This is a genomic window from Zoogloea sp. (genome assembly GCF_041914405.1).
GTDB lineage: Bacteria > Pseudomonadota > Gammaproteobacteria > Burkholderiales > Rhodocyclaceae > Zoogloea.
The window spans coordinates 1-16,728 of the sequence record NZ_JAYSDK010000050.1 but is presented as its reverse complement, the minus strand read 5'-3'; the positions used below and the strand labels follow the sequence as shown (position 1 = coordinate 16,728).

At 62.5% G+C, this 16,728-nt stretch carries 18 protein-coding genes and 1 tRNA gene; 14 read left to right on the top strand and 5 right to left on the bottom strand.

Annotated features, from left to right (window positions below; all coding sequences use genetic code 11):
* Nucleotide 1: 1 nt before the first annotated feature.
* The 5 genes from ACE3RX_RS21540 to ACE3RX_RS21520 all read left to right on the top strand — a co-directional run bounded on the left by ACE3RX_RS21540 (nt 2) and on the right by ACE3RX_RS21520 (nt 5,227).
* Nucleotides 2-928: an ABC transporter ATP-binding protein gene (locus ACE3RX_RS21540; protein ID WP_374487026.1), complete on the top strand. Its 927-nt coding sequence runs from the start codon at nt 2-4 to the stop codon at nt 926-928.
* 4 nt (nt 929-932) lie between these two features.
* Nucleotides 933-2,054, top strand: coding sequence for an ABC transporter permease (locus ACE3RX_RS21535; protein WP_374487025.1), 1,122 nt, complete (start codon nt 933-935; stop codon nt 2,052-2,054).
* 147 nt (nt 2,055-2,201) lie between these two features.
* On the top strand, nt 2,202-2,765 hold the full coding sequence (locus tag ACE3RX_RS21530; RefSeq protein WP_374487024.1) for an H-NS family nucleoid-associated regulatory protein: 564 nt from the start codon (nt 2,202-2,204) through the stop codon (nt 2,763-2,765).
* 459 nt (nt 2,766-3,224) lie between these two features.
* The gene (locus ACE3RX_RS21525; protein ID WP_374487023.1) at nt 3,225-4,892 is read left to right on the top strand and encodes a C1 family peptidase; all 1,668 of its coding nucleotides are present in this window, start codon (nt 3,225-3,227) and stop codon (nt 4,890-4,892) included.
* Nucleotides 4,893-4,942: 50 nt separating this feature from the next.
* Entirely contained in the window at nt 4,943-5,227 is a 285-nt protein-coding gene (locus tag ACE3RX_RS21520; protein ID WP_374487022.1) for a protease inhibitor I42 family protein, read from the top strand.
* Here the strand turns inward: ACE3RX_RS21520 and ACE3RX_RS21515 are convergent.
* The 3 genes from ACE3RX_RS21515 to ACE3RX_RS21505 form a co-directional block, all read right to left on the bottom strand.
* Nucleotides 5,214-6,611 carry an exonuclease domain-containing protein gene (locus ACE3RX_RS21515; protein WP_374487021.1) on the bottom strand — a complete coding sequence of 466 codons (1,398 nt, stop codon included), beginning with the start codon at nt 6,609-6,611 and terminating at the stop codon, nt 5,214-5,216. The two genes, ACE3RX_RS21520 and ACE3RX_RS21515, sit on opposite strands and share 14 nt — an antisense overlap.
* Nucleotides 6,612-6,615: 4 nt before the next feature.
* Entirely contained in the window at nt 6,616-7,089 is a 474-nt protein-coding gene (locus ACE3RX_RS21510) for a hypothetical protein (RefSeq protein WP_374487020.1), read from the bottom strand.
* Nucleotides 7,090-7,242: 153 nt separating this feature from the next.
* Nucleotides 7,243-7,327 (bottom strand) — tRNA-Tyr (locus ACE3RX_RS21505).
* Nucleotides 7,328-7,553: 226 nt separating this feature from the next.
* Between ACE3RX_RS21505 and ACE3RX_RS21500 the strand changes: the two genes are divergently transcribed.
* Together ACE3RX_RS21500 and ACE3RX_RS21495 are read left to right on the top strand one after the other, a co-directional pair.
* On the top strand, nt 7,554-8,585 hold the full coding sequence (locus tag ACE3RX_RS21500) for a site-specific integrase (RefSeq protein WP_374487019.1): 1,032 nt from the start codon (nt 7,554-7,556) through the stop codon (nt 8,583-8,585).
* A gap of 25 nt (nt 8,586-8,610) precedes the next feature.
* On the top strand, nt 8,611-9,126 hold the full coding sequence (locus ACE3RX_RS21495) for a hypothetical protein (RefSeq protein WP_374487018.1): 516 nt from the start codon (nt 8,611-8,613) through the stop codon (nt 9,124-9,126).
* Between the two features lie 5 nt (nt 9,127-9,131).
* Here the strand turns inward: ACE3RX_RS21495 and ACE3RX_RS21490 are convergent, their stop codons facing one another.
* Complete coding sequence (locus ACE3RX_RS21490; RefSeq protein ID WP_374487017.1) at nt 9,132-9,623, bottom strand: restriction endonuclease; 492 nt, start codon at nt 9,621-9,623, stop codon at nt 9,132-9,134.
* A 157-nt stretch (nt 9,624-9,780) separates the two neighbouring features.
* On the opposite strand from ACE3RX_RS21490, the gene ACE3RX_RS21485 reads away from it, so the two are divergent.
* From ACE3RX_RS21485 to ACE3RX_RS21455, 7 genes are all read left to right on the top strand, one after another.
* Nucleotides 9,781-10,539: a hypothetical protein gene (locus tag ACE3RX_RS21485; protein ID WP_374487016.1), complete on the top strand. Its 759-nt coding sequence runs from the start codon at nt 9,781-9,783 to the stop codon at nt 10,537-10,539.
* A gap of 50 nt (nt 10,540-10,589) precedes the next feature.
* Nucleotides 10,590-10,793 (top strand): hypothetical protein, encoded by a 204-nt coding sequence (locus tag ACE3RX_RS21480; RefSeq protein ID WP_374487015.1) that lies wholly within the window; start codon nt 10,590-10,592, stop codon nt 10,791-10,793.
* Nucleotides 10,794-10,871: 78 nt separating this feature from the next.
* Nucleotides 10,872-11,066: a helix-turn-helix transcriptional regulator gene (locus tag ACE3RX_RS21475; protein WP_374487014.1), complete on the top strand. Its 195-nt coding sequence runs from the start codon at nt 10,872-10,874 to the stop codon at nt 11,064-11,066.
* Between the two features lie 155 nt (nt 11,067-11,221).
* Nucleotides 11,222-11,482 carry a helix-turn-helix domain-containing protein gene (locus tag ACE3RX_RS21470; RefSeq protein ID WP_374487013.1) on the top strand — a complete coding sequence of 87 codons (261 nt, stop codon included), beginning with the start codon at nt 11,222-11,224 and terminating at the stop codon, nt 11,480-11,482.
* Nucleotides 11,479-12,954, top strand: a complete 1,476-nt coding sequence (locus ACE3RX_RS21465) for a hypothetical protein (protein WP_374487012.1) — start codon at nt 11,479-11,481, stop codon at nt 12,952-12,954. Before ACE3RX_RS21470 ends, ACE3RX_RS21465 begins: the two co-directional genes overlap by 4 nt.
* Nucleotides 12,951-14,183: a hypothetical protein gene (locus ACE3RX_RS21460; protein WP_374487011.1), complete on the top strand. Its 1,233-nt coding sequence runs from the start codon at nt 12,951-12,953 to the stop codon at nt 14,181-14,183. The genes ACE3RX_RS21465 and ACE3RX_RS21460 overlap by 4 nt, the downstream gene beginning before the upstream one ends.
* A 138-nt stretch (nt 14,184-14,321) precedes the next feature.
* Entirely contained in the window at nt 14,322-14,738 is a 417-nt protein-coding gene (locus tag ACE3RX_RS21455) for a hypothetical protein (protein ID WP_374487010.1), read from the top strand.
* Between the two features lie 218 nt (nt 14,739-14,956).
* On the opposite strand, the gene ACE3RX_RS21450 is transcribed toward ACE3RX_RS21455, so the two are convergent.
* Nucleotides 14,957-16,216 (bottom strand): hypothetical protein, encoded by a 1,260-nt coding sequence (locus tag ACE3RX_RS21450; protein WP_374487009.1) that lies wholly within the window; start codon nt 16,214-16,216, stop codon nt 14,957-14,959.
* Nucleotides 16,217-16,728: the final 512 nt, after the last annotated feature.

Sequence of the window (16,728 nt, the reverse complement as noted above, 5' to 3'; positions counted from 1 at the left end):
CATGGACGAACTGGTCATCGACGTTGCCGGGCTCAACAAGCATTTCGGCGACAAGCACGTGGTTCGCAACCTCGGCCTGCAGGTCCGCAAGGGCGAGATCTACGGCTTCCTCGGCCCCAACGGCAGCGGCAAGACCACCTCGATCCGCATGCTGTGCGGCCTGCTGACGCCGGACAGCGGGAGCGGTACCTGCCTGGGCCTGGACGTGCGGAAGGACAGCGCCGCCATCAAGCGCCAGGTCGGCTACATGACCCAGAAGTTCTCCCTGTGGGACGACCTCAGCATCGTCGAGAACCTGGACTTCGTTGCCCGCATGTTTGGCATGTCGGACCGGCGCGAGGCAGTGGACCGGGCCATCGACGAACTGGGCCTCGGTGGGCGGCGCAAGCAGCTCGCCGGCACGCTCTCCGGCGGCTGGAAGCAGCGCCTGGCCCTGGCCAGCTGCCTGCTCCACCGGCCCCGCCTGCTGCTCCTCGACGAGCCGACCGCTGGCGTCGACCCGAAGGCCCGCCGGGACTTCTGGGAGGAGATCCACCGCCTGTCGGCTGCCGGCATCACCATTCTGGTGTCCACCCACTACATGGACGAGGCCGAGCGCTGCCACCGCCTGGCCTATATTGCCTACGGCAACCTGCTGGCCTCCGGTACCGCCGACGAGGTCGTCGCCAACTGCCAGCTCAACACCTGGGAGATCGCTGGCGACGGCATCCACGGGCTTGCCGAACGCCTGCGCCAGTTGCCCGGCGTGGACCTGGTGGCCAGCTTCGGCACGGCCCTGCACGTCAGCGGCACGGATGCAACGCGGCTCGCCGCCAGCCTTCAGGCCATGCAGGTGGAAACCGGCCTGGCAGTCACGCCGGTCACACCGTCTCTCGAAGACGCCTTCATCCATCTGATGCAACACACCGCCGACCCGCTGGGGAACTGACACCGTGGCCCGCTTCTCCTTCTCCCGCTGGCTCGGCATCCTGATCAAGGAATTCATCCAGCTCCGCCGCGACCGCCTGACCTTCGGCATGATCGTCGGCATCCCAATCATCCAGTTGATGCTGTTCGGCTTCGCGATCAACTCCGACCCCAAGCACCTGCCCACCGCGGTAGTGATGGCCGATCCCGGACCCTTCTCCCGCGCCTGGGTGGCCGCCATGCGCAACAGCGACTACTTCGCCATCGTCGGCAGCGTGGACGAGCACCAGGCCACAGCTCTCCTGGACCGCAGCGAAGTGCAGTTCGTCGTGACCTTCCCGCCCGGTTTCAACCGCGACCTGGTGCGTGGCAAACCCCCAACGTTGCTCGTCGAGGCCGACGCCACCGACCCAATGGCCACCGGCGGCGCCATCTCGGTACTCAACAAGCTCGGCGCCGAAGTCTTCGCCGCGGACTTGCCCGGCATGCAAGCGCCGGCCAAGCCGCTCGTCGACCTGCGCATTCACCGCCGCTACAACCCGGAAGGCGTCACCGCCTACAACATCGTGCCCGGCCTGATGGGCGTGATCCTGACGATGACCATGGTGCTGATGACCGGCCTGGCGATGACCCGCGAACGGGAACGCGGCACCTTCGAGAACCTGCTCGCAACCCCCGCAACGCCGCTGGAAGTCATGACCGGCAAGATCGTGCCTTACATCCTGATCGGCCTGATCCAGGTCACGCTGATCCTGCTCGCCGCACGCTGGATCTTCGATGTGCCGATGCACGGCAACCTGCTGCTGCTCTACGCCGTGGTGCTGATCTTCATCTGCGCCAACCTGACCCTCGGCATCACGTTCAGCTCGATCGCCCGCAACCAATTGCAGGCGATGCAGATGACCTTCTTCTTTTTCCTGCCGTCGATGCTGCTGTCCGGCTTCATGTTCCCCTTCCGTGGCATGCCAGAATGGGCCCAGGCCGTCGGCAACGTGCTACCGCTGACCCATTTCCTGGTCCTCGTCCGTGGCATTCTTCTCAAAGGCAACGGCATCGACATGCTGTGGGCGCAGATCTGGCCTATCCTCGCATTCATGGCAGGGGTGCTGACCGTCGGCCTGAAGACTTTCCGCAAGACGCTGGACTGAAAACAGGGCATCCACAAGCGCAAATCCGCGTTATTGGATCGGATAAATGTTTCATAATGCCGAACTTGGCAGGATCACCGTGGCCTGCTCCGTTTTTGCCGAATCATGATCACCCCTCTCGCTCCCGTCGAACCCGCATCGTCCTCCATGACAGAATTGAAGTCGTATTCGCTGCCCGAGCTCGAAGAACTCGCGGAGCAGATCAAAGCCGAGATCCTCAAGCGGGAACAGGAAGAACAGGAAGCAGCCCGGCGCCAGGCCGAAGAGGCCGAGCGCGCACTTCGTGCAGCCGAGGAAGAGGCCGCCCGTGTGGCAGCCGAAGCAGCAGCCCGGGCCGCGGCGGAAGCCGCTGCAGCAGAAGCTGCTGCCGAAAAGGCTCGTGCCCAGGCCGCGGCCAAGGAGCGCAAGAAGGCGGCCGACAAGGCCCGCCGCGAAGCGGCCGCAGAAAAGGCCCGGCTCGAGGCGGAGAAGGAAAAACAGGCCGTGCTGGTGGAAACACCGGTCACCGAAGAGGCGCCGCAACCTGCCGCGGAAACCCCGCCGGTACGCTTCATGCACCCCTCCAACCGCGCCCTTACCTGGTCCGGCTCCGGTCCCACACCCGACTGGGTCAACGCCTGGCTCGCCACCGGCGGCACGCTGTACGCCCTTGAGGTCGCGGCAGAGAAGCTCGCCCCGAAGCCCATTCCCGCAAGCCTCAGGCCACGCTGAGGCGGCCTGCCAGAGCCTGCCCAAGACGGGTATCAAATGTCACTTGCAAGGGCTCCGCGTCGACTATCTTGAAGCGTGAATAAGCCGGGGCGCAGCCAGATGCACATGCTGCCACAGGGCTTGAGGACAGCCCCCCGCCCCGGCTCTCCCGACTTCGACAAAGGGCGTGCGCCACTTCCCTACTGAAGGGCAGCCGGCATCGCCTAGCGCATCTCACTCGGGATACGTCTCCGTCAGTTCAATACATTTCACCCGACACCTCGGACACAGGTCGTCGGAGGGACATCTTCATCCCGATCTTGCCGGCCCTCGCCCTCATCTGCCGGCCCGTGGACTCCAAGAGGGGCATGCGCTCTGCCAGCCCCCGTGGCGATACCGGCGCCGTGGCTCACCCGCCGGCCGGCAGCCTTCGCCCTCCAAGGTGAGCCGTTCGCGAAACCACGCGGAAGGAGACACACCATGCCCGTACTCGACATACGCAGCATCGCCGGCAGTCTCACCCAGGCCAGGGCCCGATGGCAGCCACGCCAGAACCTCCAAGCCAACCTGAGCGACGCCGCCAAGCAGGCCCTGCTGGGCGTCACCATCGACCCCGCCGCGCTGGCTGCGGCCATGGCGGTCCCAAGGGCCGCAGCCGCACCGCAGGCCAATTTCGCGCCGGCCGTGGACTGGCGCAACCGCAACGGGAACCACGTCACCCCCGTCAAGGACCAGGGTAACTGCGGCTCCTGCGTCTCTTTCGGCACCGCCGCCACCGTCGAATCGATGGCATCCATTGAAGCCGGCCAGCTGCTCGACCTTTCCGAGGCCGATCTGCACTTCTGCTCCAGCCACGGCGCCAGCTGCGGCGGCTGGTGGCCCGACCAGGCCATCGACCAGGTCCGTCTGCGCGGCATTCCCGACGAGGCCTGCTTCCCCTACGCCAGCGCCTTCGCCCCACCGGCCCCGACGCCGAAATGCATCGTTGGCCCCAACCGGGATGCGCGGGCCGTCAAGATCACCACGCCGGGCACCCTCGCCAACATCGTCGACCGCAAGAACTACCTGAGCAATGTCGGCCCCTGTTGCGCCGTCTTCCACGTCTTCAACGACTTCTTCTCCTACGGCAACGGCGTCTATCACCACGTCACCGGTGCGGACGTGGGGCTGCATTGCGTGCAGGTCATCGGCTACTCGGAAGCCGAGCAATGCTGGATCTGCAAGAACTCCTGGGGGGCCGGCTGGGGTAACGCCGGCTTCTTCAAGATCGCCTACGGTGAAGCCGGCATCGACACCGAGTTCCCGTTCTGGACCGCCCGCGGCGTGGTGCTGCCAGTGGTCCATGGCTGGCACGGCTGGGAGAACCTCGGCGGCCAGATCACCTCCCGCCCCAGCGCCGTCTCGTGGGCCAGCAACCGCATCGATGTGGTCGCCCGCGGCCTCGACTCCGCCGTCTGGCACCGCTGGTGGGACGGCAACGCATGGTTCGGCTGGGAGAATCTCGGCGGCCTGATCCACGGCGCGCCGGCCATCTGCTCCTGGGCCAGCGGACGCCTCGACATCTTCGCGGTGGGCCTCAACCATCACCTGTGGCACCGCTGGTACCAGGGCGGCTGGAGCGGCTGGGAAGACCTCGGCGGCGTGCTGTCGTCGGAACCAGCCGCCGTCTCCTGGGGCCCCAACCGCATCGACGTGTTCGCCCGCGGCATGGACCAGGCCATGTGGCACTTGTGGTGGGACGGCGGCGGCTGGCACGGCTGGGAAAGCCTCGGCGGCGGCCTCAGCTCCGCCCCGGCGGTATCGTCATGGAGCGCCAACCGCCTCGACACCTTCGTGCGCGGCTACGACATGCACCTGTGGCACAAGTGGTGGGACGGCAGTAAGTGGAGTGCCTGGGAAGACCTCAAGGGCGTGCTGTCCGACTCGCCGGCCGCCGAATCCTGGGGCCCCAACCGTATCGACGTGTTCTACCCCGGCCAGAACTCCCACATGTGGCATCGCTGGTGGGACGGCGCCAAGTGGAGCGGCGAGGAAGACCTCGGCGGCACGCTGAGCTCCGCGGTCGGCGTCAGCTCCTGGGCCGCGGGGCGGCTGGACTGCTTCGTCGAGGGCACGGATTCGGCCATGTGGCATAAGTGGTACGTCTAGAATGAACAGGGCCGGGGCTGTGCCCCGGCCCGCCCCACAGACGCGAAACCATGAGCACACAGATCCACACCACCGTCGGTACGCCATTCGGGATCGACCTGGCGGCGACGCCGAGCAGCGGCTACCTGTGGACCACCCAAGCCCTGCCCGATGGCATCGAGCTGATGGACAGCAGCTTCGGCGCTGCCGCTGGCACCCCGCCTGGCACACAGGGTCACCAGCATTTCACACTGCGGGCCACACGGGCCGGCCACTACCGCATCGACCTCCTGCTCAAGCGCGAATGGGAAACCCAGCCCATCGCAACCCACACGGTCAGCGTCATCGCCCGCTGACCGGCAGCGGCACGATGCGGGCGCGTTGGAGCGCCTTCTGCAGAATCTTGAACACGTCACCATCGAAGGCGGGCCGCGCGGTTTCCAGCAGCGCGAACACCTCCGCCTCGTCCTTCGCCGTGCCCAGGTAGCACCAGTTGTCCACCACGTGCACCGCCGTACCCTCGCGGATGCCCACCGGGCCGGCATGCGGCCAGGCCTCGACCTTCAGTTTCTGCAAGGCCATCAGCAGGCGGGCGGTGTGCATCCCACGGCTTTCGCCCCCGACGCAGACGCCGCGGCAGCGCTTCAGCTGGTAGCCGAAACAGGGCTGGCCGGGCGGCTGCTTCTCGAGCCCGAGGCAGACCTGGCACAGGTTGTGTTCTTCAGCCAGACCACGCAGCGTGCGCAACGCCGTCGCCCGGCTGCCGAAGAAGCCGAACAGGTCATCGCCCCAGTTCTCCGTCAGGTCACGCGCGTACACCAGTTCGGGGCGCCGGCCGCCCTCGCCGTCCTCCACCAGCCGCCACGCGCACAGCTCGGACTGGCGACGCAGGCGGCGGTTGTGGATCGGCTGGCGGCTTTTCACCAGCGAGGCCTCCAGCAGCAGCGCCTCGATCTCGCCGGCCGTCTCTATCCACTCGACCCGCCGCAGCTGCTGGGACAGGGCCATCTCCTTGGCGTTGCGGTGGTCGGCGCTGAAGTGGGACAGCACCCGCGTGCGGATGTCCTTGCTCTTGCCCACGTACAGCGGGAGGTCGTTTTCGCCGAAAAAGAGATACACGCCCGGCCGCTCCGGCAGCTCATCGAGAACGGACTCGTCCAGCTGCGGCGGCACCGACGGCCGGCCGGTCAGCCGCGCGATCTCGGCATCGATCCGCCCTTCGTCGAAATGCCCGTGGATGTGCTGCCAGAACTGCCAGATCAGCTGGGCATCGGCCAGCGCCCGATGGCGCTCGCCAACCCGCAGGCCATGCCGCTCGATCAGGCTGTCGAGGCCGTGGCGCTTGTGCTCCGGATACAGGGCCCGCGACAGCTTGACGGTACACAGCACCGGCGGCTTCAGAGCCAGGCCGGCCCGCTCGAAGGCATTGCGCAAATAGCCGTGATCGAAACGCGCGTTGTGGGCGATGAACAAGCGCCCGTCGAGGCGCGCATGGATCTCCGCCGCCACTTCGGCAAAGCGCGGCGCATCCGCCACCATCTCGTTGCTGATGCCGGTCAGGCGGGTGATGAACTCCGGAATGCGGCTGGACGGCCGGATCAGCTGCGACCACTCCCGCACGCCGTCCTCGTCCACCTCGACGATCCCGACCTCGGTGATTCCCTCGTCGGTGGCCGCGCCGCCATTGGTCTCGATATCGACGAAGGCCAGCCCTCGCCAGCGCCCGTTGGCCAGCTGCACCGGGTCAGCCCCGGCGCCAGCCGCCCGGCCGACGGCGGGGTTGCACGTCCTCTTCGACGGGCTTGGCCTTCGGCATCAGCAGGTTCTTGCCGCCGACGGACTTGGAGGCCTGGTGGGCACGCACCGCCTCGGCCACCTGCTCCTCCTGCATGACGATGGACGGGGTCTTCTCCGCCGGCTCGTATTCGGAGAGCTTTTCGCGCAGCAGGAAGATCCGCTCGGCGGTATCCGCCTTCTTCGGCAGGCGATGCACGAGCTGCACACCGGCTTCCGTCAGCGTGTAACGGCCATCCACCTCGACGATCAGGTCGTGGGTCGCGAAACGGCGGAAGGCCTCGGCCCAGCGCGCCTCGGAACCGACGCCGCCGTCGAGCAGATCCGCCGCCGCGACGATCTCGACCATGTCGGCCGGCCTCCGCTTGGTGGCAAGCAGCATGGACAAGAGCAGGAGCGCATCGACATCTTGGACTGGATACATGGGTGACCTTTGCAAAAAAGAAGTGAAAACCGGAAGGCACCGACACCCCCGAATGAATTCAATGGGGCACCCTGCATTTCACTACCGGTCAGCTACGCACGCAAAATGTAAAAAAGGCCCAAGCTTTCACTCGGGCCTTTTCATGAATTCTTGTGGTGGAGGGGGAAGGATTCGAACCTTCGAAGGCAGTGCCGTCAGATTTACAGTCTGATCCCTTTGACCGCTCGGGAACCCCTCCACGGGGTGCTGCTGATTAAAAATGTCAGCAAGCCGTGCCTGTTGGCATTTTTGAAACCTTGGTGGACCGAATGAGGATCGAACTCACGACCTCCGCATTGCGAACGCGGCGCTCAATCAGCGTCACCAGGGCCGCGATTATAGACGGTTCAACGACTTAGTCAACCAGTGCGAAGGTCACCGCCATCCCTCGGACAAGCCTTGGACAAACGGAGGCTTGAACCATCATGGCATCAATCACCCAGCGTGACGGCAAGTGGCGGGTACGCATTAGCCGCAAGGGTCACCCCACAGTATCGCGTAGCTTTGATTTGAAGCGAGACGCCGAAGCATTCGCCGCCGCTACCGAAGCGGACATGGCCCGTGGCATGTACCGGGCTCGGGACGTGGACACAACCCTGCGCGACCTTGTGACGCGCTACCTCGCCGAAGTCACCCCGACCAAGCGCGGCGCAGCCCAGGAAGCGTACCTACTTGGCGCAATTCTCAGGCAGGAAAGCGTAGCCAAGCCCATGTTGGCGCGGCTTGTAGCTGAGGTTTCACCGGCAGACGTGGCCCGCTGGCGTGATGCCCGCCTCAAACTGGTTAAGCCGGCAACCCTGGCCCGAGAATGGGCGGTCCTGGGGCACGTCTTGGCCCATGCCGAAAGGGAGTGGTCGATTCCCCTGCCGAACGGCAACCCGTTCCGCCAGGCCCGCAAGCCTCGCGTAATGAACCAGAAGGATCGCCGTGTGAGCGATGCGGAAATCATGGCGATCTGCTCCGCATCTCAGTCGGAAAGCCTCGCGCACCTTGTCCGCCTCGCCGTCGAAACGGGTGCTCGGCGTGGGGAACTGCTCTCCCTCACCTGGGCAGGTATCGACCTCAAGCGGCGAACGGCCCGCCTTGCCGCCGGCACCACGAAAAACGGCCATGCCCGCGTCCTGCCCCTCAGCCCTCGGGCCATCGGCGTACTTGAAGCAATGCCCCGGCGCCTGGACGGCAAGGTGTTCGCCCTTCGTGGGGACAGCGTGACGCAGGCATTCGCCCGTGCCGTGGCCCACGCCCGGCGCGACTATCAGGGCGAGGACTCGGACTTTCTCGTCGGCGTGTCCTTCCACTGCCTACGGCATGAAGCCCTGAGCCGCTTGGCTGAACAAGGCTTTGGCGCCACCGAGATTGCAAGCGTGTCCGGTCACCGGACGCTGCAACTCGTGCAGCGGTACGTCCATCACCGACCCGAAACCCTCGCCGCCAAGCTGGCCGGGAAATCCGCCTGAATCATCACAACCTGGAAAACTCAGAATGACAAACACAATCGCCACCCTTGCCCAAGTCCTCGCTATGTCCGCGAACATCACAGCGCAGGAGGTTGAGCGGGTTGCACGCTGGCAGGAGGACGCCGGCCTGATTGAACCGCTCCGCATTGATGCGGACGCCTTCCAACGCGCCCTTAAGTGCGGGGACGAAACCCTGCCCGAGGGCGTCCGAACGATCATTACCGCTGGCTTGGTCGAGGGTCTGCACGTGGTCTGGGGTGAAGGGCGCCCGCCGCACACACTCAAACGCGGGCGGGCCGACTGGCTGCTGCGCCGTATCAGTTTGGAGGGCTCACCCTTTGGGACCGTTGCCCGGCTATTCGGTCTGAGCCGGGCAAGCATGGCTCAGGCCCTGAGCGTATCGCAGTGGCAGGTGAGAAAGCTCTATCGGCCCGACTGGGTTGAAATCGTACACAGCGACCACGACGAGTTACTGGCGCGGCTTGGCATGCTACTGGCCAAGCGGCTTGATCACTTCGACACGGCGCGCATACTCGATTGATTTGTTTACATTTTTATGGCTTTCACGATTTCCGCCTCAGCAACATCTTTCACTGAAAAAGTAGACTGGACTGCGGCTCCAACCAGCTTACCGACTCTCAAAATGTACTCTTCAACCGAATGGGCATGCTCCAACTCTATGCAAAAGAAACGAGCTAGTTTTTCTGCATTGCGCGAATAACCGCTCTTGCTCACAAGAGCACCAGTTACCCGACCTTGATGGCAAGGCGCTATGTCATCAAGGCGCCCCTGCATCACTAGCACCTCTGACACTCCCACAGGGCCCTGCCACAGTTTGCAGTCAATTAAATGCAGCCGTCCGTCCCCAAAATTGATTGAAACATCGATCTGGTGTTTATACCCCGATTTTCCTGGGATTCGATTCGTTGCCCCTTTACCAATTTGCGAATCACTGAGAGACGGAGCCGCCTGCTTCAGCGCTCGGACGATCTCGGCAACAAGAGCCTCATAAGCTGCACTGTTTAGTCTGTTATCCATTTATCACCTACTAATAAATTCAGGGAAATGCTTTTCAGATTAGACCAACAACATGACAATAAGTTAAAAGCTAAACAGATCAGCCAAAGAGGAGCGCACCCCGTCCGCGCTCCCAGCCCCCCTTCCCACAAAGCGGCGGGCTCAGGACGGGAACATCATGCACGAGACTATCTTCACCCGCGCCAAGCGGGGCGACCTTCCGCAAGCGTTGTCCATCGCGGAAATCTGCCGCCTATCATCGGCAAACCTGCAAGCACCTCACGGGAGGTATGCCGCTGACGAAGCCCTCGCCGTAGCCCTGCGTCGCCTTGTCGATTTAGGCCTGGTTGCGCCCGAACGCTCGGAGACAGTTACCAACGCCGCCCGAACGCTCGCCAGTTTCGGTGGTCACGCCATCACCATTAGCGGCGGGCAACACCTTGAGCACTACATCCGTGCCGCCGACCTGCGCCCGTACTTCGAGGATCTAGGCGAGGTCGGGCCTCTGATTGCGGAATGGATAATGCAGGGAGTTTCAGCGCCGAAATCTGAGGGCACTGGCGAGGCCTGGCACGTGGAAAGAGTCCGCCGCTTCTGCGAAGCCCTGGTGTCGAGCGGAGAAATCGACCCGGATGATCCGGGCTTCACGGCACAAGGCCTTGCGACCGCGATGGGGCAGGTCGGGCTTTGGCATCGGCCTGGCGAACCTCTGCCCGCTCCCGACACGTTGCGCGGCTATTCCGCGAAAACAGGGGGCAAGTTCTTCGTTTTCCCCGGTGGGCGCCCTGCTGGTGGGCAAGCCGCCGAACTGCGACAGGGGCAAGCCGTGCGCCGCCTGGTCGAAATCTTCCGGCGCCAAACCGGGCAAAACTCCGAACCCGGAAACCAGGCCGACACGGTTTCGGCGTCCAATTTTCCGCGCAAGGCGGCGGGCTGACACTTCGATTGCGGCCCCAAACCGGGGGCCGAAAATCAGGAGAAAACACGATGCCCCGCTCCATCAGTCTGAAACATGCCCGCACCGCCGATGCCCTCACGAAGCTGGTGACCGAACTCGAAAACCTGCGCCCCGCGCTGATTGACGCGCTGTTGCATGGTGACGAAACAGTGCGGGCCTGCATCGTTTCGGAGCTGCCAAACCTGCTTTACGAGTTGCACCAACTCACACGCCGCCTTTGTCCCAAACGCTAAAAAGTGCGGCGATCTGTTGCCAGTGTGACACCCCGCCCTCACACTCGGCTTGTCACTTTATGACAAAGAGGAATTTCCATGGAAGAACATTTGATCGGTTGGCGGGAGTTGGCGGAGTTCGTCGGAGGAAGCGCAACCGCGTTGCGACAAGCTGCACACCGGGGAAAGCTCCCGCTGCCGGAGCGATGGGAGCGAGGCAACCGGACGTTTTTGAAGGCCGAGGTTCAAGCCTGGCTAGAGGCGCGCAAGACGGGACAGAAACCGAAGCACTGAAAAAAACAAAAGCCAACCGGGGGCCTAATCCCGATTGGCTTGAGTAGAGCCGGAACGACTCTTTAAACCGTGCCCACGGGTACCAGCCGTGACCACTTGATGTATTGCGTTCGCCACTCTAGTGGGGTAGCGCAGCAAAAACAAGGATTTTTGTTGTGACTGTCGAAAACCGATTTGAACCCGGCGACCACGCCAAAGCACGCCAACGTGCCGTTCTTCTTGCCGAACTGCGGCAAGGCCCGGTCACCACGATCCAAGCCCGTGAAGCCCTCGGCATCATGTCGCCCGCTGCGCGGGTACTGGAGCTTCGCCGCTCAGGCCTGGATATTTTAACAGTCCGCGCCCGCATTGTAGATAGCGCGGGGGCCTTGCATGCAATGGCTCGATATGTCCTGCGTGACGGGGGTGCAGCATGACGGGCGTTATTGTCAAAATTACCGCGGTCAAGCCCGAGAGACTGGGCAAGATTTTCCGACTGGTCGAGGGTGGCAACCTGCGGAAGGACACCGCCGGCCAACTGGTCGAGGGCACATTCGAGGCGGTGAGCTTCGAGAACGTGTGGGGACTGTCGGACGTTCTCGCGTCGGTCGGCACCGACCAGGCAATCACCGCCTCCACACCGCTGAACGGTGCGACAAGCGGACGCCTCGTCACCAAATCCGCCAAGCGTGACAACCCTGGCGCCCTTGCCCGGTCCAAATCCGACTTCGGCTTCGCGGCGGGCGTCGGTGGTCTGCTCGTGCTGGACTTCGATCCACCCGCCCATGGTGAGGCCCTGGGCCGTGACGCGCTGTGGGGCGCCGTCCAGCAAGTTGCGCCAGGGCTCGCTTCGGCGGGTGTGGTCTGGTGGTGCTCTGGGTCGAGCCACATTTTCGAGGGCAACCAAGAACGCCAGGGACTTCGCGGGCAACGGCTTTACGTCATGGTCGGCGAAGCAGCGGACATTCCCCGCGCTTTCGAGGCCCTGGAGGCACGTCTTTGGATTGCCGGGTATGGGCGTGTCGAAATCGGCGCAGCGGGCCAGCGCCTTGTGAGGGGGCTTTTCGATCACGCCATGAGCGAGCCCGCACGCCTGGACTTCTGCGGCGGGGCCATCTGCCGTCCGCCTCTCGAACAGCGACGGGGCGCCCCCGTGGTGCTGTCAGATGGTGGTTTCACCGACACGCGGGCAACAATCCCGCCCCTCACGCGAGACGAACGGCAGCGCGTTGAAGCCTTGCAAGCTGAGGCCCTGGAGGCTGCAAAGCCTGCGGCGGAAGCACAGCGGGCGCGGTGGGAAGCGGGCCGGATCACGGAGGAAGCCGCACGACTCGTCACCAAGGGCGTGCCCGAAGTCGAAGCCAAAGAACGCGCCGAACGATCCATCAAGGCGGCGCTTGCCGGCCAGCTTCTCGGTGATTTTCCGCTGATTCTGGACGACGGCACGGAAATCACCGTCGGCAAAGCCCTGGACGACCGCGAGAAATACCACGGGCGCCTGTGCCGTGACCCTCTGGAGCCTGATTACCTCGGGGGCAAGGTGTGCGCGAAGCTATTCCTGTTCGGCGGTTCGCCAACCCTCACCAGTCGCGCTCACGGTGGGCAAAACTACCGGCTTCGCCGCCAACCCGAAGCCATTGAGATTATGCGGGGGCGACAGGCCGAACTTGCGGACACCATCGCCGAGCGCTTGGCGCGTGAGGGCGACGTATTTTCACGAGGCGGGCAACTGGTGCAGGTTCAGACGGACGGTGGCGTTCGGCGCATCACAAAGCCAGGGCTGCGCCATCTGGTGGGAACGCGCTTCGCCCTCTGCACGCGAGACCAGAAGGGCAACGTCCACGCAGCGGACATGCCCGCCGATGCGGCTGACATGGTGCTGGCGCTTGTGGGCGGAGGTACGCGATGAGCTTCCGAGAATTGGCGGGGGTGGCGACCGTGCCCTATGCAACGCCAAACGGTGAAGTTGTAACCCGGCCTGGTCATCACCAAGGGACGGGGGTGTTTCTTGCGCTTGCGCCGGAATTGGAACCGAATATTCCAGACAGCCCGACACGGGGCGAAGTGGTCGGGGCTCTGCGGCAACTGTGGCGCCCCTGGTCGAGCTTTCGCTTCGCCGGGGACGAGGACCGGGGCGCCATGCTGGCAACGATCATCGGTGCCACTTGCCGCCCTGCCCTGCCGACTGCGCCGGGCACGATGTTCGATGCCCCAGTACAGGGTTCTGGCAAAACACTGGCTGCGGAAGCCATCGCGGCACTGGTGCGAGGGCGGCGAGGTGTGGCCCCCTGGTCTGGTGGGAGCGGCGCAGAAGCTGAAATGTCGAAGCGACTCGTAGCGCTGGGGCTCGAAGGGGCTCAGGCCCTGCTGCTGGACAACATCAAAGGCCACTTCGATTCCAATGTCCTGGCAGCTTACCTGACCAGCGGACGCATTGAGGGCGAGCGCATTCTCGGCGGCAATTCGACCTTTTCAGGCGAGGCCCGGCTCGTGGTCTTGGGCACGGCAAACAATGCGAATCTGTCACGAGACCTGGGGCGCCGCTTCCTGAAGGTGCGGATTGATACCGGCACGGAAACCCCTCAAGCGTTGCGTTTTGGCTTTGATCCGGTCGAGCGGGCCATCGTGGAGCGCCAAGCCATTGCCGCCGGGGTCTGCGCTGTCATGGCAGGTTTCTTTGCTGCGGGCTCGCCAGCCCTCGGGACGGGGGAAGCGGGCTTTCCTGCCTGGTCGCGCATGATTCGGTCCTGCGTGCTCTGGCTTCAGGGCGAGGGCCTGACTGAGGAAGCTGGCATCGGTCACACGGGCGACCCGGCCGCCAGCATTCTCGAGGGGGCGGGCGCCGACGATCCCGACCAGGCGGCACTCGGTCAACTTCTCGAAGGTCTGGGGGAGACATTCGGACTTGGGACGCCCTTCACGGCAAGCGATGTTCTGAAACTCTGGAGCGCCGCGCAGCCCACGGGAGTGGTCGAGGCCCTGGCTGAGTTCCTCGGGGCGGGTAAGCGTGACCACTCGGCGCTGTCCATTGGGCGAGCCCTTGGAAACCGACGCGACCGAATCACCGGGGGCCTGGTGTTGCGAGCCTGCGGAAAAGATCGGGACAAAAAACAGGTTTGGGCTGTAGTCGAAGCCTGAAAGTGCGGGTGTTGCGGGTAGTGCGGGTGTTATTTCTTATCGTCTATGGATAGAGAGAGAGAAAACTTTCCCACGGGGTACCGGAATTATCACCCGCAACACCCGCATCACCCGCAAAAAAGAACAGAGACTGTATAAATGAACACCGATCCAAACTTGAAACCGGTTGCCCGCTCTCCCGACCAGTCGGCGGGCGCCGACTGGCAATTCGACCAACACCCTGCAGTCGAAACCGCCCGCCTTCTGGCCCTGGCCCTACCCAACGCTGGCCCCTGCCCCGCTGAAGATGCCTTTAAGGGTATGACTGCATTGAACCAGCGGCTGGCGACCGCACCCGACGATGAAATCCTTGAAGGCCTCACCCGCCAGGCTGCGCTACTTGAAGCCCTGTTTCTGAGCTACACCCGGCGGGCACTGGAGTCGAGGCGCCCCGACCATGCCGCCCTACTGCAAGGCACCGCGCTACGCTGCCAAAAATCACTGCTCGCCGTGCAGGGCGCCATCCGACAACTGACTGAGGACCAGCGCAATGCCCAAGCCCTACCGGCAAATTGACCGCGACCAGCGGCGAGAGCACGCGAAGGGCCTGGAACTGTGGAAGCATGCAGCCGGAAAACAGACCGGCCCGAAATCACCAGAGGGGCGTTATCGGGCCGGGCAACGCAGCCGCAAGCATGGCTTGCGGTCTGCCGAGGGAATCGCCATGGGGCGGTGGCTTGCTTCGTTGAATCGGCTGACAAGGGAATTAGTATAGGCGATCCAATCCACCAACCTTAATTTGCCAAATGAACAGCCTTTATCTCAGGAACATTTAGTACGCCTTCAACAATCTTGCTCACCAATTGTGCATTCAAGTCGTCCGTGCCTCCTTGTTGACTCCCCGCGCAGCGGTTCTGCATGTCATCGTTGGCGATAAAGTCCGCTGACGTAGTACCGCCAAAAACATTCTGAATACGGGCATTTTGACAGCGTGTCCGCGTGCTTTCTAGACGCCCACGGACAACATCATCAGATAAAACCTTGCCAGCGCCTGAAAGCGTAACTACATAACCGTAATCCACCGTCGCACCTGCTTTCACAACTTCGTAAATGTATGAAGCGTTTCTAGGCATAAGCAATGCAGCAGCGACTAAGTTAACTTGATGCTGAGCATAAATGACCGTCTCAGCAGAATCAGGAATAGCCGTTTCTTTATGCCGCACCCGGTCTATCACCAACGTTAAGGACTTAGGCTCCCCTCTTGAAACCCACTTAACACCTTTTATGCTGGACTTAAGCTCCTTTTGAAGATCATCCGCAAATAGCCTGTCAGCATTCTTTACCTCTAGTGATATCGACCGCGTTAAGCTGGCAGCCCTCTGATCGGCAAAGCTGGGAAATAGACTTGCCACAACGTCGAGTTCAGACCGTCTAATATGAAAGGACGGCAGGGCGCTCTCAACTGTTTTCCACTCGTTGGAGCCGCGACCGGCCTTTTCAATGTAAGCGAAGAGTTCCTTAATGGGGCGCGGCTCATCGCTTCCCTGCAACTGCTGCACAGTTCTATCAAAAATAATCTTTTGATGGTCGCGTGAATTCAGATCAGGAAACCTTGATGTGTCGTCCGAAAGCAATATCTTGATCGTATCGCGTCTGTTTCCCGAGACAACCTGATCCACAAGCCCCCTCCGCAAGTCTGCAATCTGTTTTGAACCCAGAACGCCAGCCGACTCAACGCGTTCTAGATCACTGACCAGTTCGCGGGCATCCCTCAGGTTCAAGACTCGTGCAACTCTCCCCTCAAGGTAGGTTTGGTACATAGTCTTGGCACGAGGTGTGGCATCAAACCACTCTTGAACGTAGCGATTTCCGTTAGGACGCTCAAGGGCAACGTCTATCTGTGCGCCTGCGAACTCCGTGTTTCCCTTAGAAAACTGCGCCTGAGCGGTATCGACGTGGTATCGGGCCTGCCTTTCTGGATCTTGCGGATATGTCGCACAGCCCGACACGAGAACAACGAAAGCAAACGAAAAGCATCTCAGACGCCACTTCATACAACCTCTCCGCAAAGAATACCCATAATGGTTGCGATCTTTACGGAAGGTCCGTCTAAGCACTACGCCTGCGATCACATGAACATAGTGACGCAAGCCACTCTTGGCACTTTAGACACAAACCGTTTTGGATAAGGTAGCCCATCGACTAACTGTGCTGCCCCCGTTTCGGGAGTGATCCGAAACGCCCAAAAGTTTCAAAACCCCGCCCGGATGAAAAAGCGGGCAGGATGTAGAAAAACTATCACACCACGCAAAAAGACTATGCCGTCACTATCGAATGCCAATTATCGATAGTTGTGGACGATGTGGGGATCTGGTGGAATGGCAGTGCGGATGTCACTTCAAGGACAGAAGCAGGACAAATCTTGGACAACTCAAGGCTTGTCCGAGGGGCGCTCAAAGCAAAACAGCCCGTCACGCATTCAACGTAACAGGCTGTTTTGTAGGGAATTTTTGGTGGACCGAATGAGGATCGAACTCACGACCTCCGCATTGCGAACGCGGCGCTC